The sequence below is a fragment of the Vibrio sp. R10-SG3-ISO10 genome, from assembly GCF_059834185.1.
Map to the genome: position 1 here is coordinate 16,105 of NZ_JCBDHG010000028.1, position 20,001 is coordinate 36,105.

Genomic DNA, 20,001 nt, shown 5'->3' on the forward strand with positions numbered 1-20,001 from the left:
TCTATCGTCGAATTACGATTAATCATACTCCGACAAGTTTCATCGCGCAAGATAAATACCAAAGAGTTTCTGAACGAAAAGGTCAAGTCGCCCAAGACGAGCGACTTAACTATAAATAGCCGAGGCTAACTGAGGGGGAGTACCATATCTGCAGTTCCATCTTCAAACTGCACATCTAACTTAAATCCTAGCCCTTGAGCTAGCATGAGCATACCGCGGTTGGTTGGCATGGTCATGCCCGACATCTGCTTAGTTCCTTTGTGTTGACAGTACTCGATAATCTTCTTCATCAAGACCTTACCTAAACCGTTACCTTTAAGATCAGACCTGATAAGAATCGCAAATTCAGCATCAGTATTGTCTGGATTAATTAGAGCCCGAGAAACACCAATGATCGGGCTTCCTACACGACTTTGGCTAACCGCAACAAAGGCCATTTCGCGGTCATAATCGATTTGAGTCAGGTTGGCTAACGCTTCATGATTAAACTCACCAACATCGGTAAAGAATCGTTTATAGAGGTCTTCTTTGGACACGTTATGGATAAAATCAGCATGGTGCGGCTCATCTTCTGGAAGAATCGGCCTTAACAATACCTCTTCTCCATCTTTAAGCGTGATGATCTGTTCGTATTCAACCGGGTAAGGGCGTATAGCGAGACGCTGCTGAGCATCTCCTTCATATTTCTTAAGGATTAAGTCTGCATCGAGTATCGTAAAGTCAGAACCATTAGCAAGTACTGGATGTATATCCAGCTCATAAACTTGAGGGCAATCAACCACCATTTGAGACACCCGAACAAGCAGCTCAGACAAGCCATGAATGTCCATAGGCTCTGGCAATTTTTGCGGACGTATCTTTCCGCTCTTAATCGCTCGTACAATCAAATAGCGAGCTAGCGCCATATTTAATGGAGGCAACGCTGAAGCGGCATCTATTGATTCATCCCACTCAGAACCGCCTTGACCAATAAGAATAACAGGGCCGAAGGTTTCATCTGTTTTGACTTTGATACGAATCTCTTCTCCACCTGCTAACTTTGCCATTCCTTGTACTAACAGCCCATGAATATTAGCCGACGGGTAGGAGAGTTTAGTGCGATCCAGTATTGCTTCAGAAGCACTGGCAACTTCATTGCTATTACGTAAGTTAAGCATCACGCCTTGGACATCGGATTTATGCGCGATATCTGGCGAACGAAGTTTGACGGCTACTGGATAACCAATTTGCTCAGCGACATGGACGGCTTCACTTGAGTCTGATGCAATCCAAGTTGGCAACACTTTAAAGTTGAAGTGGCGTAAAAAGGTGCCAATTTGGTGTGTATCTAAAGACACTGTATTTACATCCAGTAGTTTATTTTCGATCCATTTTTTGGCTTCATTGAGCTCTGCAATATGTACTGGCTCTGCAGTCGTTGGTGTCTCCATCAATTGTTTTTGGTTACGTCGGTACTCGACCAAGTGCATAAAGGCAACTACCGCGCTCTCAGGGGTTCTATAGGTTGGTATGCCGGCTTGAGTAAAAATATCGCGAGCGGGTTTGGCGGTTAATTCTCCAGACCAGTTAGTTAAAAAGTTAAAGCGTCTATGCCTAGGGTGCGATTTAATCACATCAACGATGGCACGAGCTGTTTGTTCAGAGTGGGCGACAGCAGATGGGCTGTGCATAATAAGGATCGCATCAGCACAGTCGGCATCCATCACTGTATTCAGCGTGTTAACGTAGCGTTTTTCATCCGCATCGCCGACCATATCGATGGGGTTATTGTGACTCCAACTGGCGGGTAGAATCTCACTCAGTTTCTCAATTGACTCTTCGGATAGATCCGCAAGTTTCCCGCCACGTTGCAATAGCGTGTCGACGGCCATAATCGCAGGGCCGCCACCATTAGTAATAATCGCCAGTCTTTCACCGCGAAGAGGGACAGAATGGGTCAATGTTTCTACTGCTGCGAACAGCTCGTGTGAGTTGTTTACCCTTAGCATACCGGTACGGCGAATAGCAGAGTCATAGATAATATCTAACGTATCGTCGCCACCCGTATGCGCTCTTGCGGCAATTCGGCCAGCAGATGTTTTACCACCTTTTAAAACCAGTATGCGACGGTTACGAGACGCCGCACGAGCCGCTGACATAAAGCGGCGCGCATCTTTTATCGTGTCGACATAAAGGAGGATCGCCTCAGTATGGGAGTCGGTACATAGATGATCAAGTAGATCCGCGAAATCGATATCAAGCGCATTTCCTAGCGAAACAAAAGCAGAAAAGCCAATGTTTTTATCGTTCGCCCAATCCAGAATAGTGGTACACATTGCAGCTGATTGTGAAATAAAGGCTATTTTTCCTTTTATGGCGGTGACAGGAGAGAAAGACGCATTAAAGTTAACCCAGGGTAAAATTATACCTAAACTATTTGGCCCCAGAACGCGCATACCGTTGGCTCTGGCAACAGTTAAACAAGCATCTTGAATGCTTTCTCCTTTATCGTTAGCGAAGTGCATGTCTGCTGAAAGCACGATCACCGCTTTTACTTTCTTTTTCGCCAACTGCTCAAATATCTTCTCGTTGTATTTGGCGTGGGTACATAAGATGGCCACATCGGGCACAATCGGTAGTTGCTCAATTGAAGGGTAGGCGAGAACACCACAGACAGAGGAGTATCTCGGGGTCACTGGCATAATCGCACCTTCAAACCCACCATGCAGTAAGTTTTTCATTACGATATTGCCAGCACGCATTGGCTTAGTTGAAGCGCCGATAACTGCGACGGATTGTGGCCTCAATAGATGGGTAAGATGGCTCATTGCAAGGCTCCTAAAGGGGCGATACGTTTAATCGTATCTAACAACGAGTGCCAATACTTGCCATTTTTGATGTTGTTTTAATCAGATCACTTAGGTACAAGTGAAGTTTGTGCCATGTGTCACAGAGTATTGATATATAATTAAAATGTTGGGTTGATTCTAAGTCTATCTAACGGCATGATTTACAGTAATTTCTAGTTAAGGCATTTGAATAATTCATGAAAAAAATAGCAATAGTTGGCTTATCAGTGGTGCTTTCGGCATGTGTTTCGAGCGATTATGTGACAGACGTGAGCTCAGAAAGCTATCGTGAGGATTACAAAACGGCAAAGGTTGAGCAACCAGTCGTAACTCAGCAAGGAATGACAAACGGCATCTCTGAAGATAACGTTGCTAAAGTCGTGAATACAGCGCCTGCTCAACAGAATCAAACAGTGAAGATGCAAGCTAAGCCCAAACCGGCTGTTGCTATTATCCCACCAACAGCCAAGCAACAGGCAATGAATCCACGCTATGGCTTCACAATTCAGGTAGTTGCTGTGGGTTCGCAAACTAAAGTGGATCACTTTGCGCGTAAATTACCACGTGAAGACAACCAGCCAGTTTGGGAAAACTATAAAGTTGTAAATGGCACCAAATGGTATACTGTTCTTTACGGTGACTATGCGACACGTACAGAAGCAAAAGCAGCGATTTCTGATCTTCCTACAGAATTCCGCACACTTAAGCCTTTCGTTAAAAGTATTGATGACATTAAAAACTCACAGTACCCAACGCTTAACAAGTTAAATTGATTTAGATAGAAGGGGCGTTAGCCCCTTTTTTATCGCCTACATTTTCTTCATTTAACCGACAATAAGGATTTTTGTCTGGTAAAACCGTGTAACTCATAGCGGTTTTTATTATCATGGTCTGAGATTCTCCCTGTTGTCTCACGGAAAGATTTTTAATGACAAATACGACTATTCTTCTCCTTTGCGGTGGTGGTTCTTCAGAACATGAAGTCTCACTCGTCTCCGCCGATTTCTTACAGTCCCAATTAGAATCAACGCAAGGCTTTAATGTTGTTCGTATCGAAATGAAAACCGATGGTTGGTTTACGAAAGATGGTGAACTGGCTTATCTAGATACCAATGCCGGCACAATCAACACAGATACTAGTTCAACCAAGTTGGACTTTGTTGTTCCCTGTATTCACGGATTCCCAGGTGAAACTGGTGATATTCAATCGATGCTAGAGCTATCTGGTATTCCTTATCTAGGTTGTGGCCCAGAAGCAAGCACTAATAGTTTCAACAAGATAACTTCCAAGCTTTGGTATGACGCATTAGGTATCCCTAACACGCCTTATATTTTCTTATCTGAAAACAATCAAGACGCATACTTACGTAGCGAAGCCGCGTTTAAAGAGTGGGGCTCTGTATTTGTCAAAGCCGCTAGGCAGGGTTCATCTGTAGGATGTTACAAGGTAACGGATGTTTCTCAACTTCAAAAAGCGCTAGATGATGCTTTCGGCTACTCAGATCAAGTATTAGTCGAGCAAGCAGTGAAACCGAGAGAGCTTGAAGTTGCAGCGTATGAGTACGAAGGTAAACTTCATATATCAAAGCCAGGTGAAATCATCGCACCGGAAGATGCTTTCTATAGCTACGAAGAAAAGTACAGTGCTTCAAGCCATTCGGTCACTAAAGTAGAGGCGTCAAACCTTAACCAAGAGCAGCTTGAATTGATTCGTCAGAGCTCAGAAAAAGTATTCACTCAAATGCGTTTACGTCACCTGTCTCGAATTGACTTCTTCTTAACTCCTGATGGAAAGATTTACCTTAACGAAGTCAATACATTTCCGGGAATGACCCCGATTTCAATGTTCCCGAAAATGCTAGAGCATAACGGACATTCATTTGCGGGTTTCTTGGCAGATTGTGTGAAGAGTTCTGTCTAGTCCCAAGGTTTAAAGCTTTTGTAAACCATACGCTCAAGTGCTGCTTGCGATTGATTGCCAATGTATTGATAAGGCATAGCAGCACTTTTCCAGCGACCAAAACGTTGAATGTCCTTCACTTTCACACCTTGCGAAGCAAGCTCATTTGCGGCTCCAACTCGTAGCGACTGACCAGAGAACTGAACATCAAGTTTCAGTTTGTCACTAGCCGAGCGCAAAATCCTATATATTGATGAGTCGTTAAGCGTTTCATTACTTAAGTTACCATGCTTATCTACAGAGTTAAAAAGAGCGCCATCAAGGCTACCACGTACATTTATCCAGCGAGTTAAAATCTCACTGGCGTCATATGAAAGTTGATACTCTTCATTCTCTATCCATATCCTAAAGGTAGAGTCCTCAGAATAAACGTGACTAATACTGAGATCTCTCAATTCTGAACGTTTAAGCATACACTCGAACATCAGATGGTATATTGCCAAGTTTCTAATATCGCGAAGATGTGTTGAAGAACCGAGTAGGGTTGTTAACTCGTCAAGATGTCGTTTGTTAAAAGGGGTGGTTGATTTCGCATCTGCCTTCTTATCGATTCGAAGAGCCGCGAGTAAATTCCTAACCGAAACATTGGAAGTAGGGTCAGGCATTCCTAGAGTCTTATGAACCAAACCAATAGTCACACCGTAACGTTTAATAGTCGCATATTTCCTTTGCTTAGACTCTTTTTCTAAGAACAAACGTACTGCAGTAGAAGCGGCGGGCAGGGAATGTACAGCTTTATTTGCACAAAAATCGTTAAATAGATTCCAATCTTTGCGCATAGCTAACAGAGAGTTGCGGGCGTATTCACCATTCATTAATTCATTTAGCTCTTCGATAGTTATATTGTTTAATAACTTATTAACGAATTGTTTTCTCTCATCTTCACATGTGACGACGCGAACATTTTTCCGCATTTTAACGCACCATAACCACGAAACGTATGATAAATATACTTGATAATGAGAGATTTACAATTATTATTAAACTATCTGAATACAAAGATAATAATGACTATGGCTGCTGCAACTTACCGAGGTTTCACCCTCAAATCTGCTGGAAACTCAACAGAAATTTGGCAAGTACAAATCAAGCAACACGTGTTGTCAGGAAGTATGGCAGCCGTTAAGAAGAGCATTGATTGGTTTTGCGATACCGCAACAATTATCGATCCTAAAGAATTCAATTCTCTGGCGAATGCAAAGAAAGCTGATGGGCAACCAGCCCAAGAGAATTTCCACGGCTATACCATCAAAAATGATACTGGTGACGTAAACAGTTGGTACTGTTTCTTTAACGGTAGGCTAATCAAAGGTGGAAAGCTTGCTATTCAGAAGCACATAGAGGCATACTTGGTCGCTAAGCAAAAAGCTGAACAGCAACAAAAGAAGTAGAACTGTATGACTCTTGTATATAGCACTGACGTAGGTCGCATCAAACCTGAAGAAGACAAACCTCAACGTGAAAAAGGCGACGGTATCGTTCGTATCCAACGCCAAACGAAAGGACGCAAAGGTAAAGGCGTTTCTATCGTGACCGGTCTTGATTTAGACGATGCGCCACTAAAACTATTAGCAGCAGAACTTAAAAAAGTTTGTGGCTGCGGTGGCTCAGTAAAAGATGGCACAATTGAAATTCAAGGCGATGCTCGTGACAAGATCAAAGCACACCTTGAAAAGAAAGGCCACACAGTAAAGCTTGCAGGTGGCTAAACCAATAACCAGTGAGTTAATCTCTGATTATCGAACTGATTATTAGGTATTTTATGGTAAATCTAGTTATGTTGAATTTCATAACACAACATAGCAAGCCATAGAAGTAGAGAAGAAAGGACGGTGATGTCCTTTCTTGATATAGAATTGTATTTAACATAACGTACATAATGCGCACTTGGGTATCCAGAAACCCCACGAAATCCATCCCGTGCTCACACCCAACTTTCGCGTCAATCGCGTTTCACTAACAGCTTGTTTTGCTTCAACAATTACCATTATTTATCCCATTAATGACCCCGTTGGTCGGTCAACTGCGCTATTGGGTTAATAAATACAAAATGCGAATTTTGTGTTTTTCGGCGTTTTTGATTGTTCTCATCTATCAATCTCGCAATAAAAAAAGGAATAAACAATCGTTGCGCAAATTATTTTCTGGAGGAAAATCACATGCTCACACCCAGCTTCCGTCAGTTGGTTCACCAACAATTTATGGATCTGCACCAAGCCGCCGCATTTTTTCACGTGCAACCCGTGACCGTCAAACGCTGGATATTAGGTCTCACACCGGTCAATCCACTCGCAGAAAAGCTACTCAACATTAAAGCCCGCGGTTATCTGCCGCTCGATATCCGCTGGGACGGCTTTCGTGTCCATGAAGAGCGCGCCACGCTGATTACGCCCGATCGACGCGAGTTTAACCCCAAAGAGCTCGAAAACTTCGTCTACTGGCGCGATGAACATCGTCAGTTGGTCAAATTGTATGGCCGCCTGCACGATCCTTGTCCGACGCCACCGGTGCCCAATCTGCCGCCTTTTCGTGGTGGTCGCCGCGTTGAACCGATCCCCTGGGTACCGAGTAAGTTCAAATGACGTCAGCACCTGACGCTATAGACGCACACGCCGGACATTAAGTCCGGCGCGGTTGCGTGGGTTGAATTGTGCTGGGCGGTGGCATGTCATCATCGATGGGGATTTTGTAGCGGTCGTCCTGCAGCAACACCGCGGCGGTCTTGAGCAGCACTTGTTTGACTTGGCCTTGCGCTGGTCGCAGCCGTACGCGTCGTCGATTTAACATAACGTTCTCCTGAGTTAATCCGCTAACAAATCCAACTCTTCATCCAGCAACATTTCGAACAGCACGTCTTGCTGACGTTCAAACAGACTGTCAAAGGTGGCAAACATCACCGGCACCTCATGCCAACTGTCCAACACTTTGTAGCCGTACAAGCCATAATACGACAGGAACGGTTTGGGCGGATCGACGAGGTAGACACCTACACTGTTGGGATACGTCGACAGAAAATACAGCGCAATATAGGTGATCACCGACATCAATCGCTCGGTCATGGCCTGAGCGGCACGTCCGTCTAAGGGTTCAAGGAGCAGCGTATGTTGTCTCCCTACCCGACTGTCATAGACACCCACCAACAGCCCAGGTCGCGGTTGTTTGAATCGCTGCACGCCGATATGAAAAGCCCGGCCGGAGAAACACGATAAATGGTAGTGACTGAGCCAGTCCAAGACCGGGCTTTCATCGCAGACTAAGGAGCGATAACTCTGCTCACTGAGTGACGACACTTTCAATTCGAGATGGGTTTGATTGATGACATCTTGCAGAAACTGCACATCAATCGACTGACGTTGTACTGGCTTTGTTTTATTCATGGGTTTCGCGCCTTTATTAAGTGGTGGTGACGAACAAGGTCGCGAATAAGTTAAGGGGGTTTTGGTGGCTGGCGCGAGCGTAAACGAGGATTAATTAAACGAAATAATGCCCCTTGAGGGACAATTGATGCGATAACAACACGATACGAAACTGGATCAAGCAATATGATTATTTAGTCGTTGTTTCAGTGGTGTTTGTTGGCTTTTTCTGAAATTGGAGTGTCTATGTCAGCTCAATCCTTACTCATAGAAGCATTAGATAAAGTGTATGGCCGAGTGTCCAGTAAGCTGGAGGCGAATCGTTTGTATAAAGTCCTGGTCCCTGCACTTCACCATGCGTTAGAGTCCAACGTGCCTTTATCGGATCCACAAATGACATTGCTGATTGAAGCGATTGCGGATTTACCGCCTTCTGGAGCAAGAGCACGTAATTTCAAGAATAGGTATTTAAAAGACCAAGATTCTATGATGAGATTACCCAAAGATCCGGATAGCATTATGTATGGTTATTGGTGGTAATGGCATGAAGTTTCAGTATTTCTATTGTATCTATGTTCTTGCAGTTTTGTATGTGGTCTCAACGTTATTGGCTCTCGCTGGCGTCGAGAGCTACGGTGACGTCACTTCCTTTGTGACCGTCTTTATCCCGTCACTTCTGGTTGGCGTGGGAAGTTTTCTTTACTCTAAAGACAAACTGTTTTCTGCCGTATCGATTACGGCGCTTGCTTCAGGGTTCTTCGGCGTTGTCGCTGGCACTATCGCCACCTTTTCCAATGTGTTTGACAGTCAAGCGACGTTTGCAGGCGTCGCAGTCTCACTGTTGCCGCTTCTGTACGCCCTCTTCATCATCTTGCTTATTATCCCCATTTCCCTAAGAAAATAATAAAGGCCGCTAACGCGGCCTTATTAGTTGCATGATTTCTTATTAAAGTCACTAAAGTAAACCCAAATTGCCGAGCGTTGATAGTCCGTCTTGAGCAGTTTGTTATGTTTAAAGCCAAACAAGCCCACTGTATGGTTTCGTTCTTAGAGATTCTAACCTGCTTTTCAGCGAACCTGAGTGTACCTCTAACTTGTGGCCATCAGGGTCTAAAATGTAGAGTGATTGCCCTTCACTTTTGTTCTCTTTCCAAACTTCTACACCCAATGAAACGACACACTTCGCAAAGGCTTCAAATTCTTCAGATACAATATCAAAAGCGATGTGGGTATAGTCGGCTTTTGGGCAAGGTTCATCGAGTGAAAGACAAAACCAAAGTTCACCTACAGATAAGTAAGCTCCCTTATCCCACTTCGCATGAGCAGTGAACCCCAAAATATCTCTATAAAACTGAAGAGAGGATTCCAAATCACTAACTGCAATAGTGATATGATTTAGCCCTAAAATCACCGTTTCCTCCATTAAACATAACGCTTTACTAACGGGCGATAACGCAATACCACCCAACTTAAATATTGTGCCATAAACACTGAGCTGAAAGTGCGACTGAGGTCGCCAAGCGTTAGGAGTCCCTGTTTAGTAATTTGTTATGTTTTTACTTTCGGATTAGAGCGAGTAGGTCAGTACAATACGAATTATCACCACTTTGACTAAGTAGAGTTGTAACTTGACCTCGATGATTAGTTTGGTGATTAAAAAAGTGCAGTAATACTGATGCGAAGGGCTCTGAAAACTCCGTACCTGAAGAGTTTTGATATACCACATTAGAATCAAACTCAGTATCGCTGATTGAGCTTACCCAGTCAGCTATTACTCTATCTAATTTTACACGACTTGCACTCAGTTCATCTAGAGTATCGAAACAATGCGTATTATTAGAAGTAGGGTGTGGAAATTCACTCAGGCTTTCAGCCAAGTCATAGGAACTCTGGACATTGATAAATCGGTGTAACCACATCAAGTCACAAGTGAAGACATGGCTTATGGTTTTGAAAGCTGAGCCCCAAAACGCGCCTTTTTCCTCGTAAATATCAGGTTCAATAGCTTCATTTAGATGCGAGAGTAGTGACGCATTCATCCATTGATTGTACTCAGACATTAGAATAAATTGCTGTTTCATCTGTGTAGTCCCTAATTAAACATAACGCCGCGTTAAGTGGTGAACAACGCCAGCCACCAAACCTAAACCATTGCACCTTAAACACTAAATTCAACTTGAACTGAAATCGCCAAGCGTTGTGAATCCGTCTTAAACGCATTGTTAGCTGATTTTCAGTGATGGTGGTGCCCCTTAGAACTATAACCTCGTAACTTGTTGTATTTATGTACTTGGTGTGGAGTAAGGAGCGCTTTTTGTGCTAAATGTGCGTTTACATGAACCGCTCGTAATTTACCCTCAATTAAAGCAATATTTTTCATGCTACTCGTTACTTTACTCTCAGAGACCTCACCAGAAACAAAGGTCATTTCAAGTTCTTTCTCCGCTGCAATCAAATCAGAGCCAAGCGCCTTAGCGTTGTTTTGCATTGTATTAAAGAGTTCTTCAGTCTGCTCTTTTTGCTCCTCACTAAGTTGTAGCTCCTTAGACAACTCCAAAACATGTGCAGGACCAGGATAGCCATTGAGTTCAGCTACTTTTGCATAACCCAAACCGTTTCCGTCGAGTAAACCTCGAATTTTTTCTTGCGATAATGCCTTAATTCCTCTTGTTTCTTGTCCCACATAAGACGATGTACTATCCGCTACAGTGATAGAACTAAAGCATGCCAAAATTGATAAAATAATAAGTTTACGCATATGTGAAAATCCTTTTAAATCAGCTAACGCCCGCTTAAGTGGTTGCCAATGCACTACACCTAAACAGACCACCGTAATCACTAAACTCAACTGAACCAAAAATGCCAAAGGTTGGCAATCCACCTTAAAGCGTTTGTTATGCGAAATTCGACAATGCTGATTTGTACGCCTTTCTCGCCTCGGAACTTAAGTAGCTGTCCATACCTTGGAACAGTTCAAATAGCTCGGCACCATATTTGAGCTTGAACTCTTCACTGCTATAAACAAGCTCTAACTCATTTGCGACAGTTAACTCGCAGAACAATTTCACCATTGCATTGTCTAGATTGAATATTGAACCAGTAAATCGATCTTTAAATTGGATTTCTGGCACTTTACCAAATTGAGGAAATACATAGTCTCTGTCACATGAGCAGTACAAGTAGACCAAAGCTTCTTCATCACACCCAATAATTCGTGCTATTTCTTGGCGCTGACTTAGCGACACCATATTTTCATCGAAGCCCGCAGTTCCATATGCAGCATGAAAGAGACCTGCAATTTGAAGTAACTCGCTACTACCCCAACTTATTAGAACATTTTCAGTCCCTTTAAGGTGCGCTTCCAGCGAACCGTTGAGGTGCTGAAAGTCACCTGCACCGAGCTCTTGAAGCATTCCAAATTTATCCATAAATCCCCATTTCCTTTAGGTCGCATAACGCCGCGTTAAGTGGTGAGCAACGCAGACCACCCTACCTAAACTATTGTGCCGTAAACACTAAAGCTGATTCAAACCCCAAATGCCAAGCGTTGGGAATCCGTCTTAAACGCATTGTTAGCAATATGGCTCAACCTTAAGCACTGAATTCTTCTAATGCTGAAACTGCCGCTTCAGCTTTGCTACTTTGAACGAAAATATGGTCGTGATAATAAGCTGCAATCACATTAGCACTAATGCCCTTTGACGCTAGCTTACTCGCTACTGCTGCTGTAAGACCGACAGCTTCCAAGCTAGAGTGAACCGTCAAAGTGATTTGGCTATACGTACCATCAAACGACAAAGCAGCTTTCTCTGCGACTGACTTTTCAAGAACCAAAGTTAAGCCCTCAGATTCAACAAACGTAGCGACTGGATTTAACTGAACGTAGTCTACGAGCTGACCAGAAACAGTACAAAATACAAACTCAGTTTCTACTAATTTGGGGCTCATCGAACGTAGCAGTTCGTCTAAATCTGTAATCCCTGACATATTGATTTCCTCTTATATTGCTAACGCCAAATTAAGTAGTGAGCAACGCTAACACCCACCTAGACCATTGTGCCGTAAACACTAAAGCCGATTCAAACTGAAAGTGCCAAGCGTTGCGGATCTACTTGAATTTATTGTTATGCGAACTTTCCAACTCTGCTGATTGAATAGTTGTGGCTATGAGCTCTTCAAAAAGTTCTAACTGTCCAGCTGGAAGTAATTGACTCTGTATAGCTTTTCGTTTGTCTGAGTCAAACAGCCGCTCTGCCAGCCAACCAATTAGATACATCAGTGAAAGACAACCTCCGGCAGTGGCTACGTTACCTTCTACCACGAGAGGTAGGTCCTGAACGTCTCCTCCCATACTTTGCAGAACACTCTTAGCGTCTGGATTCGTCGTTAACGGCTTACCTTTTAGCAAACCGAGCTCATGAAGGATGAATGACCCCGCACAAATCGAACCGATTAACTGCTTATTTGGGTCAAGATTCAGGGCTGACATAAATCCAGTGTCTTTCATGGCTTCAGGAATACCACGCTTACCACTCGTGATAAGAACTACATCTTGACTCGTTACCTCTGAAATATGTCCGTCAGTTTTAACTTTCATACCCAAGTGGGAGTTATGTTCAGGTTTAGTTCCCAGTATGCTAACCGTCCAACTATCAGTTGTTCGCCCAAGCAAGTCATACATAAGAAAGAAGTCTACATCTGTGAAATCATCGAACAAAACAATGCCGACTTTATACATAAAATTTTATCCCTTTCGCTGATCTCATAATTCGCATAACAATTATTAGACAGAAAGGTTATGTACTTGGTAATAGAATTTTTCTGTCATGTTACTGGCTTAGACTAAAACTAGCCCATTTTTCGTTAACTTATCAGTAGCTTAAAAGGAGAACAATCATTCATTGCATTAAAACGCATACCAAATCTGTATAATATGCTTTCAATCAAAATTTGATTGCCTTAGAAACAAAAAACCGCCCTGATGAGCGGTTTTATTTAACGTCTGCGTCGTGCCTTTCGTCGCTTTCTCGTGGCGGCGGCTTTCACTACCCGTCCACCTCTGAGCGTATACCCTTTCTTAAGCTGGCCGTTTTGTTTGCGGCCTTTGCATTTACAGCATCGTTTAGCCATGACTGTCCTCCAGTTTTCGTATCCGTTGTTCCTGATCTTGCTGCACTTTCTTTATCCAGTTGATGTCGGTTTTGAGCGCAGCAATCGTCCCCGCGCTTGAGACCACGCCAGTGATTAGAGCAATGAGCATTGCTTCAAGTAGTCCCATCACTACCCCCTGAACTTGCCTGAGAAGAATTCCAGTAGGTAACGAACCATTGCACGCATGCCAAGTGTGTCGATGACGACGGCGCCCACCACATACCAATACGGCTCGGGAATATTCTGCAGCGCCTCAAAGCCTTGTTCGACATAAGGTGCGTAATCGGGAATGAATGACAAGATGAGCGGGATAAACACCACAAGCAGGATAAATTCATCTTTGAAACCGCGCTCTCTGATGCTCACTTCATCAAGACTGCTGGCCTGCTCTTCGCCTTTTTGCAGTCGGCGCACCCTCGCCTGATGCTTCTCTTGGTCGAGCTCGTCTTTTCGCTTTAAGGCCTCCGCTTTGTTGCGGTTATACTGCCTATAGGTTTCGAGTCCGCCATTAAACAAACTGACTAACGCACCAATCATGGGTACACCTGACGATCGAGCTCAATGTGTGGACCATCTTTAAACGACGTCCAGTCACCACCCCACACAATCGGCACACCGAGTTCTCTGGCTGCTTGTTTAAACGCCCAGCTCACTTGCTCGTAGTAACTGAAGCCCCATGTCACTTCGCCATCCTCGTCATACACCACGTAATCAATCGCATGACCGGTTTGGTGACGGCTGATACGTGAATAGCCATCCAGCTGACTGGCCTTGTCCTGAAAGAGTTGGAATTGCTCTTCGGCCGTGCGTTTGCCCGAGGTAATACCAAAATCAAACGGACTGAGTTCAAGCGCGCGCCTGACCACGTTTTTCAAATCGTGATGGACACCAATCAGCTTGGTTTCGCTGCGCACCGACAACGTGAAACCGCTGACGGCTTTATCAATCTGCTTCTTGTTCATCAGATACACTCCCAGGCTAACCGTTAATAAGAGGGGGAATGCCCACCGCATCGGGCACCTCCTGTTTGAAAATCAAACGCGTTTCAATCCGTGAAACCAGCGCCACGCTACTCACCACTTGCAGCTCATCGGCGCCTTTGGGTTTAATCAGCGTCATCGGATAGTGATGATCGACGCCGGCGGCGAAAGACAGATACAGGTAGCGCCGCTCAATCACATCGCTGCCTTTCAAGAATGACAGCGTCAGACTGCACAACTGCGCGGGCACCGTTTGGCGATTGCTCAGCGACGTACGCTTAAACGACAAATCGACCAGTTCAACGTAGTCAGTAAAGTGAAAAATCGCCGCATCGCCGACCGTGCCTTGTGATTCAGTGGCGATTTCAATGTCAGGTTTGGCTTTCGGTGGCGGGTTATACAGCATCAACATCAGCGCATCTCCCCGACTCGGACGGTTTCCCCGTCTTTGCCTTTGATAGTCACCGCTTGATTGGTGTTAAGTGGCAGATGGCCACCGGGATTGACGACCATAAAACCCTGCACCAGGACCGGCTCGGTATTCTCATCCGGTACCTGTAGAAACAACGCTTTACGCTCGGAGCTGCCGGCAATAGTCTGCTCACTGCCATCAAGCTCAAACACGCCTTCGTCAATCGCCGCGTAGGTGTACAAAGTCACGCTAGGCGTCACGCTCAGCGTCTCGTTATCGACGTGAACATTAAGTAATTCGTTCTGGATTTGCGCTCTGACCGCCCTTTGAATCTCGACCACACTCACGGGGCGCTGTACTTCGTGTACCACCACCGCGTTGGACACATCGACCTTCTGCGCTTGAGTTAAAATCGGTACGTCACTGATTTGATATTCAAACGTCGCGGCGTCATCGTGAAGGTTTTCTAATGTCAGCTCATCAAACTTGGTCACGTCAATCGTATCGCCGCGTTGAATTTCGGTTGGCCTTAACGCGTCGCTACGTATCATCAAGGTGTGAGTGGATTCACGCAGAATAAGGAACTTACCGGCCTGTCCGGCATTAAAGCTTAAGGTTTGATTAGATTCGAGGGTGTGCACTTGTCTCATGAGCGGCTTCCTTTAAACAGCACCGCGACGGTGATGATGGTGCCGGCGATGCCGACAATCAGAGAAATGTTTTTCAGTAAGTTGTTGTCGGACTCAAGGCCTCCGGTCTGCTCGCGCGATTTGGCGCTACTGGCCATCGCGAGTGCCGCTTTGGTGGTTTCGGTTTGTTGTCCCGCCATCGACTTGATCGAGTCAATCGCGTACTGGCTGACTTCCGAGGTTTCTTCAAGCGCCGAGGTACCAAAGTTAAATGCCTCATCCACGGTGTTATTGACCGTATCGAGTGACCCTGTCACGATAGTTTCGTTTGAGCGTAGGGTTTGCTGGCCAAAGTCGAGCGCTTCTTCGGCAAGATTGCCGGCAATGGCCATCGCCCCGTGGTCGGTCATGGTCAGATTGATGTCGGAATCATTGACCCCTGCGACCATGATGCCGTAGTTATCACGCCCTGCCGCCGCACTACCACTGGTATTGGTCGTCGTTGTGACCGTGCTTTGTCGACTTTGTGAAGAGCTTCTGCCACCCATATCTGCAAACCTTATTCGTAAAACGCGTTCATCACCTCGGCGTTCGATCTCCTGAACTGGTAACCCCAATTTGTGGCGAATAAACCGCTCGGCGCCAGCGCGAAAGAAGTGTGCCCGTATTGAGTCAAAACCGAGTGCTCTGGCATGATTGAGCGCGCCCAATGTGCCTGCGGCCATATCACCGACTAAGGCCACCACAACCAATTCTTGGCTGCCGTCTTTGAGTACTTCACCCCTTAACAGCATCACCGTCTCACCGAGGCGAAACACCTGTTCGCTGCCCTGTTGAACTGCACGTTCAGCATCCTTGAAGTAGTCTTTCAGTGCCGGTTTCAGTTGGTCTTTAACCCGACTCCATTGCTCACGCTGAAGGCTACTTCTTAAGCGCCACATACAGGACAAGCAGCACCAACATCACGATCAGCCACCATTGGGAACTGGTGCCACCGAGGTTGATCCCACCGCCAGTGAAACCCATGTTATTGGTGGTGTTGCCCGAGGTACCCGACATCGCTGGCCCTGACGCACCGCCTTGTAAACCTCCGCCACCGGTTAATGACGTTAATGAACCAAGCATCACAGGCCCCCTTTAAACAAGATGATGGCGGCGATCACCGCGACCAACAGCAGGAGCTTATTCAGACCGTTGCTGGCACTCAGGCCTAACACACTGCCCGCGCCAAATCCGCCTAATACCCAAAATAGAATTGGCATTGGTCTCTCCTACTTCTTAAACGCCATCACACCAAGCAGCACTACGGTGGTCAGTGCCAGACCGCCACCGATGTAGAGCACCATCGGATCGATACCAGATTGGGTGCCCATCGGACGCGTCACCACATTACCGGCGTTATCGACCTGCGGATGGTTGGGCTGCTGGGTTTTGTTTGGGTTGGAGGTTTGATCATTGGTGTCGAACAGCCAGTCAGCGTGCTCGCCAACAGAGTCCAAAGCTCCCGCGCCAAACTCCAGTAAATCATCAAAAAAGCTTTTCATGGGCGCTCCTTAGGCCGCGCCACCTTGCAGCTTCTCTGGTCGCTCAAGGCGTACCGATTCGACCAAAATAGGAATGGAACCGGGTACATCTTCGGTGGTGACCGAGAACTTCAAATTCGAGCTGTGCTGCGTGGGAAACAGTTCATCAATCGAGAAACCACGCACAATCGGATCGAAGTGGAAATAGCCCGCTTGCGGTGTGCGTTCATTACGCTTGGCGTTGGCTTCAGCGATAAACTTGTTCGCTTCAAACTCCTTGACGAAATCCCGCTCAATTTCAAGCTTGGTGATCTTGTCGTGCATAAAGTGCATGCGGCGAATACTGATGAGCGGACTGGCGATCAGGTTGGTAAACTCATTGACGCCTGCGGCGTTCGCGGGCATGGTTTCGCGTTTCACTAGTGGCACCACCACGCGCATCGCTTGCGCGTTACTCACCCAAGCATGCACTTGGATCGTGAGTGGATCTGCATCCGCGCGTTTATTACGGAACTGGATATCAAGGTGAATGTTGTCACCCAGCTCTGTGACTAAGCCGGTGTAGCGGACCCCGTTTTTGGTTCGAGCCACGACATCGCTGAACGGGATAATAAAGTGCCCTGACGTCGCATCACGACGTTTGTAACGCTCAAGCATCAGCAGCTCTTCGCCAGTCAACACGTAAATCTCTTCCGCATTGAGCGTGATAGAAATTCGCGTCATGTCCTGCGCGTCGGCGTTGGTTTCAAGCACCAGTTCGTGGTACGTCGGGCCATTGGGAATAGGTAATGTACCTTTCTGTCCCCAAGCCGCACCGACCATGGAATTGAGTTTGATTGGTTTGACTGACATAGCGCCCCCTTAGAACCAACCGGACTTGCCAAGAAGCTTATCTAACCCACCAACTTTATTGTTGACGGCCAAGATGATCGCCCCTGTCGTCAAAGCTGATACGCCAGCAATGATGGCAACGTTACGAGCATTCAATCGCATAGTGACATCCTCATTGAAATGGATGCCCTGACCCTAGGACGATTTTCGCCACAATGTCAGCCTGTCAAACCTATTAGGCAAGGCGTTGAACCTAATAGGTTATTCCTAACCGCGTTGGATAAATTATCTGTTAATTACCTTTGATTGTGCTTAGGCAAACTAATATGCAATGTGATGTTTAATGCATCCACTATCGAGGTTCTTATGAAAAAGCTTATTTGTATTGCTTCACTGTCCGTATTGGGACTCCCAGCGTATGCCGATGGCGTTTCACTGGATTACGCCATTCGCGTGGACATTGGTACCAACACACTCCACACCATTAACGTCGGGCATGTGTATTTGCCTTACAAGCCGGATTGGCACAGCAGGAGTTATCAGGATCTAAAAATCGAAGGCAAAACGTACCGATTCAAAGCTGAATGGGGCACGAATTGTAACTATGCCGCGACCTACTCCATTAAGCCGAATAACAAGCCGGTCATGACCATCACTCGGACCGATCCAGGGTGCAGCCCGCTTGGTGAGTTACCTCCGCTCAATTAACCCGCTCTCATAAAGTGAGTGCGTAGTGCCACCAAGATTGACTCGCTGATCTGAGTGGTACTACGCCTCTTTTTAACGGGCGGGGTAAATTTTCCCCTGCCGATGGTTACCAATACCGGGGCTTTTGAGGATGTAATCCGCATACTTCCCTTTGCCTAAATGCTCTCGCTCATGGCAGCCCTTGAGCGCAAGGATTGACTCGTACGGCACATCATAATAGTCGGCGATATAGCGCGCATTACGTTTCGAACTGACCGCACCAATGTAGATATGCTTCGATTCATCGAGCACGGTTTTTGGCACTTCCTGACTGCGCTGAAACGTCGCGTGCATTACCAACCCAAAGCCGCGGCCACCGGTCCACAGTTCGCCCGCAACCCCATCGAGTTTGGCGGTGTTGTTGGTGCACTTGGCCAGCTCTTCAATCACACAGTGCAGCTCATGCGCGTGTTGGCCATCGCCCAATGACCACACCATCTGAGCAAAGCGCTCAAGGTTGTCGCGGCTGCGCTCCTGATTCACAAGCGCCAATCGAAACGGCTTACGCTGCTTTCGCTCATACCAGGCACGCTGATAGAACTCAGAGAATGACGCACACGGCACGACTTTTAACCCTTCGAGCCGCTGCTCTGAATGCTCCGCGTACGGATCAAACATCACCACCTGGGCCGACTTGGGGATCAACTTAAGTTTACGAATCGCCGTGGTTTTACAGCTGCCCGTCGTCCCCATGTAACACACATGCTGTGCATTGAGGGCGTTATTCTTGTTGACTGGATTGGGCAGCTTCATCCGTCTCTCCTTCTGGCTGCACAGCTTCCTTGCTGGCTTTGGCCTCATTGAGGGCTTTTTCCTGACGTAATCGACGCACCTGAAGCGTACAACCACCAACTAAGGTGCACGACGCCATGGCAAAGACCAGCTCTTTCTCATACTTGGCAAACCATGCAAAACCGGCCGGTCCGTATTTCTGCAGCATCGGTGTCGCGGCATCGAGCCACTTGTTGCCGACGTTCTCGTCGATTTCAAATGGCACATCAAACGCCGCACCGACGCTGAACTCGACAATGCCTAAGCCATAGCCGAGCATTTGACGTGAGGTCTCCGGATCAAAGCTGGATTCTTCCTGCTCGTCGGTGTCGCTTTCGACGTTTTCAATGGCGTGCTCTTCTTGCTGCATCTCATCGATGGCCGCTTGCGCGGTGAGATCGCGCTCATCGACCGGTGTGGTGACTTCTGGCTCATTGGTTTGGCTCATGGCGCGGCTCCTTCTTCGTCGTCAGCAAGACAAACAGCAACGCGCAGCCGCCAACAAAGGCTAATGCACCCGCCACGGTTCGTTTGGTTATCTTGGTCGGTTTCGGTTCGGTTATCGGGTTATCCTCACAACCCCCTTCATGACGGGTTTCGTGCGGTTTGGTATCGGTTACCGAGTGCGTTTTTTTCGGGGTACTGTTTTTATAACCAGTAGTCACCTCTTCGCGGGTCGGTTTCATGTGGTTAGTTAACCAATCTTGAAACGGTTTGCCCGCGCTTTGGTTGGCTTTGCAGTTGGGGCAAATGGTGTAGAGCTGACCCAAACGGCGCTTATTCTTGGGTGGATCGCCGCCTTCGAGCACGCGA

At 46.4% G+C, this 20,001-nt stretch carries 31 protein-coding genes; 8 read left to right on the forward strand and 23 right to left on the reverse strand.

The window, feature by feature from the left end; translation table 11 throughout:
* Window positions 1-125: 125 nt before the first annotated feature.
* On the reverse strand, window positions 126-2,807 hold the full coding sequence (locus tag AC6R16_RS22595) for a bifunctional acetate--CoA ligase family protein/GNAT family N-acetyltransferase (protein WP_500675785.1): 2,682 nt from the start codon (window positions 2,805-2,807) through the stop codon (window positions 126-128).
* A gap of 218 nt (window positions 2,808-3,025) precedes the next feature.
* Here AC6R16_RS22595 and AC6R16_RS22600 point away from each other — a divergent pair, with 218 nt between their 5' ends.
* Both AC6R16_RS22600 and AC6R16_RS22605 read left to right on the forward strand, forming a co-directional pair.
* Window positions 3,026-3,601 (forward strand): SPOR domain-containing protein, encoded by a 576-nt coding sequence (locus tag AC6R16_RS22600; protein WP_500641036.1) that lies wholly within the window; start codon window positions 3,026-3,028, stop codon window positions 3,599-3,601.
* 155 nt (window positions 3,602-3,756) lie between these two features.
* On the forward strand, window positions 3,757-4,749 hold the full coding sequence (locus AC6R16_RS22605; RefSeq protein WP_500675786.1) for a D-alanine--D-alanine ligase: 993 nt from the start codon (window positions 3,757-3,759) through the stop codon (window positions 4,747-4,749).
* Here AC6R16_RS22605 and AC6R16_RS22610 read toward each other — a convergent pair.
* Window positions 4,746-5,702, reverse strand: coding sequence for a tyrosine-type recombinase/integrase (locus AC6R16_RS22610; protein WP_500675787.1), 957 nt, complete (start codon window positions 5,700-5,702; stop codon window positions 4,746-4,748). The two genes, AC6R16_RS22605 and AC6R16_RS22610, sit on opposite strands and share 4 nt — an antisense overlap.
* A gap of 99 nt (window positions 5,703-5,801) precedes the next feature.
* Here AC6R16_RS22610 and AC6R16_RS22615 point away from each other — a divergent pair, with 99 nt between their 5' ends.
* From AC6R16_RS22615 to AC6R16_RS22625, 3 genes are all read left to right on the forward strand, one after another.
* Window positions 5,802-6,179 (forward strand): DUF3319 domain-containing protein, encoded by a 378-nt coding sequence (locus AC6R16_RS22615; protein WP_500675788.1) that lies wholly within the window; start codon window positions 5,802-5,804, stop codon window positions 6,177-6,179.
* A 6-nt stretch (window positions 6,180-6,185) separates the two neighbouring features.
* On the forward strand, window positions 6,186-6,497 hold the full coding sequence (yciH, locus tag AC6R16_RS22620; protein WP_054962890.1) for a stress response translation initiation inhibitor YciH: 312 nt from the start codon (window positions 6,186-6,188) through the stop codon (window positions 6,495-6,497).
* A gap of 450 nt (window positions 6,498-6,947) precedes the next feature.
* Window positions 6,948-7,370, forward strand: a complete 423-nt coding sequence (locus AC6R16_RS22625; RefSeq protein WP_500675802.1) for a phage protein — start codon at window positions 6,948-6,950, stop codon at window positions 7,368-7,370.
* Between the two features lie 219 nt (window positions 7,371-7,589).
* On the opposite strand, the gene AC6R16_RS22630 is transcribed toward AC6R16_RS22625, so the two are convergent.
* Window positions 7,590-8,165, reverse strand: coding sequence for a hypothetical protein (locus AC6R16_RS22630; RefSeq protein ID WP_500675789.1), 576 nt, complete (start codon window positions 8,163-8,165; stop codon window positions 7,590-7,592).
* Window positions 8,166-8,390: 225 nt separating this feature from the next.
* Between AC6R16_RS22630 and AC6R16_RS22635 the strand changes: the two genes are divergently transcribed.
* The gene (locus AC6R16_RS22635; protein WP_500675790.1) at window positions 8,391-8,684 is read left to right on the forward strand and encodes a hypothetical protein; all 294 of its coding nucleotides are present in this window, start codon (window positions 8,391-8,393) and stop codon (window positions 8,682-8,684) included.
* Window positions 8,685-8,688: 4 nt separating this feature from the next.
* Complete coding sequence (locus AC6R16_RS22640) at window positions 8,689-9,048, forward strand: hypothetical protein (RefSeq protein WP_500641043.1); 360 nt, start codon at window positions 8,689-8,691, stop codon at window positions 9,046-9,048.
* Between the two features lie 108 nt (window positions 9,049-9,156).
* Here AC6R16_RS22640 and fos read toward each other — a convergent pair whose 3' ends face one another.
* The 17 genes from fos to AC6R16_RS22725 all read right to left on the reverse strand — a co-directional run bounded on the left by fos (window position 9,157) and on the right by AC6R16_RS22725 (window position 17,832).
* Window positions 9,157-9,555, reverse strand: a complete 399-nt coding sequence (fos, locus tag AC6R16_RS22645; protein ID WP_500675803.1) for a FosG/FosC2-related fosfomycin resistance glutathione transferase — start codon at window positions 9,553-9,555, stop codon at window positions 9,157-9,159.
* A gap of 145 nt (window positions 9,556-9,700) precedes the next feature.
* A complete protein-coding gene (locus tag AC6R16_RS22650; protein ID WP_500641046.1) occupies window positions 9,701-10,225 on the reverse strand; it encodes a DinB family protein in 525 nt (174 codons plus the stop codon).
* 152 nt (window positions 10,226-10,377) lie between these two features.
* Entirely contained in the window at window positions 10,378-10,902 is a 525-nt protein-coding gene (locus AC6R16_RS22655) for a Spy/CpxP family protein refolding chaperone (protein WP_500675791.1), read from the reverse strand.
* Window positions 10,903-11,038: 136 nt separating this feature from the next.
* A complete protein-coding gene (locus AC6R16_RS22660; RefSeq protein ID WP_500675792.1) occupies window positions 11,039-11,572 on the reverse strand; it encodes a DUF6817 domain-containing protein in 534 nt (177 codons plus the stop codon).
* Between the two features lie 163 nt (window positions 11,573-11,735).
* The gene (locus tag AC6R16_RS22665; RefSeq protein ID WP_500641047.1) at window positions 11,736-12,131 is read right to left on the reverse strand and encodes an ACT domain-containing protein; all 396 of its coding nucleotides are present in this window, start codon (window positions 12,129-12,131) and stop codon (window positions 11,736-11,738) included.
* Window positions 12,132-12,252: 121 nt separating this feature from the next.
* Entirely contained in the window at window positions 12,253-12,882 is a 630-nt protein-coding gene (locus AC6R16_RS22670) for a DJ-1/PfpI family protein (protein ID WP_500675793.1), read from the reverse strand.
* 384 nt (window positions 12,883-13,266) lie between these two features.
* Window positions 13,267-13,422 carry a hypothetical protein gene (locus AC6R16_RS22675; RefSeq protein ID WP_272283887.1) on the reverse strand — a complete coding sequence of 52 codons (156 nt, stop codon included), beginning with the start codon at window positions 13,420-13,422 and terminating at the stop codon, window positions 13,267-13,269.
* Between the two features lie 2 nt (window positions 13,423-13,424).
* The gene (locus AC6R16_RS22680; protein WP_500675794.1) at window positions 13,425-13,832 is read right to left on the reverse strand and encodes a hypothetical protein; all 408 of its coding nucleotides are present in this window, start codon (window positions 13,830-13,832) and stop codon (window positions 13,425-13,427) included.
* Window positions 13,829-14,257, reverse strand: a complete 429-nt coding sequence (locus tag AC6R16_RS22685; RefSeq protein ID WP_049843885.1) for a M15 family metallopeptidase — start codon at window positions 14,255-14,257, stop codon at window positions 13,829-13,831. The genes AC6R16_RS22680 and AC6R16_RS22685 overlap by 4 nt, the downstream gene beginning before the upstream one ends.
* A gap of 16 nt (window positions 14,258-14,273) precedes the next feature.
* Window positions 14,274-14,687 (reverse strand): hypothetical protein, encoded by a 414-nt coding sequence (locus AC6R16_RS22690; RefSeq protein ID WP_500675795.1) that lies wholly within the window; start codon window positions 14,685-14,687, stop codon window positions 14,274-14,276.
* Window positions 14,687-15,337 (reverse strand): hypothetical protein, encoded by a 651-nt coding sequence (locus AC6R16_RS22695; protein WP_500675796.1) that lies wholly within the window; start codon window positions 15,335-15,337, stop codon window positions 14,687-14,689. The genes AC6R16_RS22690 and AC6R16_RS22695 overlap by 1 nt, the downstream gene beginning before the upstream one ends.
* Entirely contained in the window at window positions 15,334-16,257 is a 924-nt protein-coding gene (locus tag AC6R16_RS22700; RefSeq protein ID WP_500675797.1) for a hypothetical protein, read from the reverse strand. Before AC6R16_RS22700 ends, AC6R16_RS22695 begins: the two co-directional genes overlap by 4 nt.
* The gene (locus AC6R16_RS22705; protein ID WP_049843888.1) at window positions 16,238-16,441 is read right to left on the reverse strand and encodes a hypothetical protein; all 204 of its coding nucleotides are present in this window, start codon (window positions 16,439-16,441) and stop codon (window positions 16,238-16,240) included. Before AC6R16_RS22705 ends, AC6R16_RS22700 begins: the two co-directional genes overlap by 20 nt.
* Complete coding sequence (locus AC6R16_RS22710) at window positions 16,441-16,578, reverse strand: hypothetical protein (protein WP_272252163.1); 138 nt, start codon at window positions 16,576-16,578, stop codon at window positions 16,441-16,443. The genes AC6R16_RS22705 and AC6R16_RS22710 overlap by 1 nt, the downstream gene beginning before the upstream one ends.
* Before the next feature lie 9 nt (window positions 16,579-16,587).
* Window positions 16,588-16,860: a hypothetical protein gene (locus AC6R16_RS22715; RefSeq protein ID WP_272283386.1), complete on the reverse strand. Its 273-nt coding sequence runs from the start codon at window positions 16,858-16,860 to the stop codon at window positions 16,588-16,590.
* A gap of 9 nt (window positions 16,861-16,869) precedes the next feature.
* Window positions 16,870-17,691: a major capsid protein P2 gene (locus AC6R16_RS22720; RefSeq protein ID WP_171383936.1), complete on the reverse strand. Its 822-nt coding sequence runs from the start codon at window positions 17,689-17,691 to the stop codon at window positions 16,870-16,872.
* A 9-nt stretch (window positions 17,692-17,700) separates the two neighbouring features.
* Entirely contained in the window at window positions 17,701-17,832 is a 132-nt protein-coding gene (locus AC6R16_RS22725) for a hypothetical protein (protein ID WP_257214423.1), read from the reverse strand.
* A 204-nt stretch (window positions 17,833-18,036) separates the two neighbouring features.
* Here AC6R16_RS22725 and AC6R16_RS22730 point away from each other — a divergent pair, with 204 nt between their 5' ends.
* Entirely contained in the window at window positions 18,037-18,378 is a 342-nt protein-coding gene (locus tag AC6R16_RS22730) for a hypothetical protein (protein WP_500675798.1), read from the forward strand.
* A 72-nt stretch (window positions 18,379-18,450) separates the two neighbouring features.
* Here AC6R16_RS22730 and AC6R16_RS22735 read toward each other — a convergent pair whose 3' ends face one another.
* The 3 genes from AC6R16_RS22735 to AC6R16_RS22745 form a co-directional block, all read right to left on the reverse strand.
* Window positions 18,451-19,170, reverse strand: a complete 720-nt coding sequence (locus AC6R16_RS22735; RefSeq protein ID WP_500675799.1) for a hypothetical protein — start codon at window positions 19,168-19,170, stop codon at window positions 18,451-18,453.
* The gene (locus tag AC6R16_RS22740) at window positions 19,139-19,636 is read right to left on the reverse strand and encodes a hypothetical protein (RefSeq protein ID WP_500675800.1); all 498 of its coding nucleotides are present in this window, start codon (window positions 19,634-19,636) and stop codon (window positions 19,139-19,141) included. Before AC6R16_RS22740 ends, AC6R16_RS22735 begins: the two co-directional genes overlap by 32 nt.
* On the reverse strand, window positions 19,620-20,001 hold a 382-nt coding region (locus tag AC6R16_RS22745), incomplete at its 5' end, for a hypothetical protein (protein ID WP_500675801.1). The genes AC6R16_RS22740 and AC6R16_RS22745, both read right to left, overlap by 17 nt.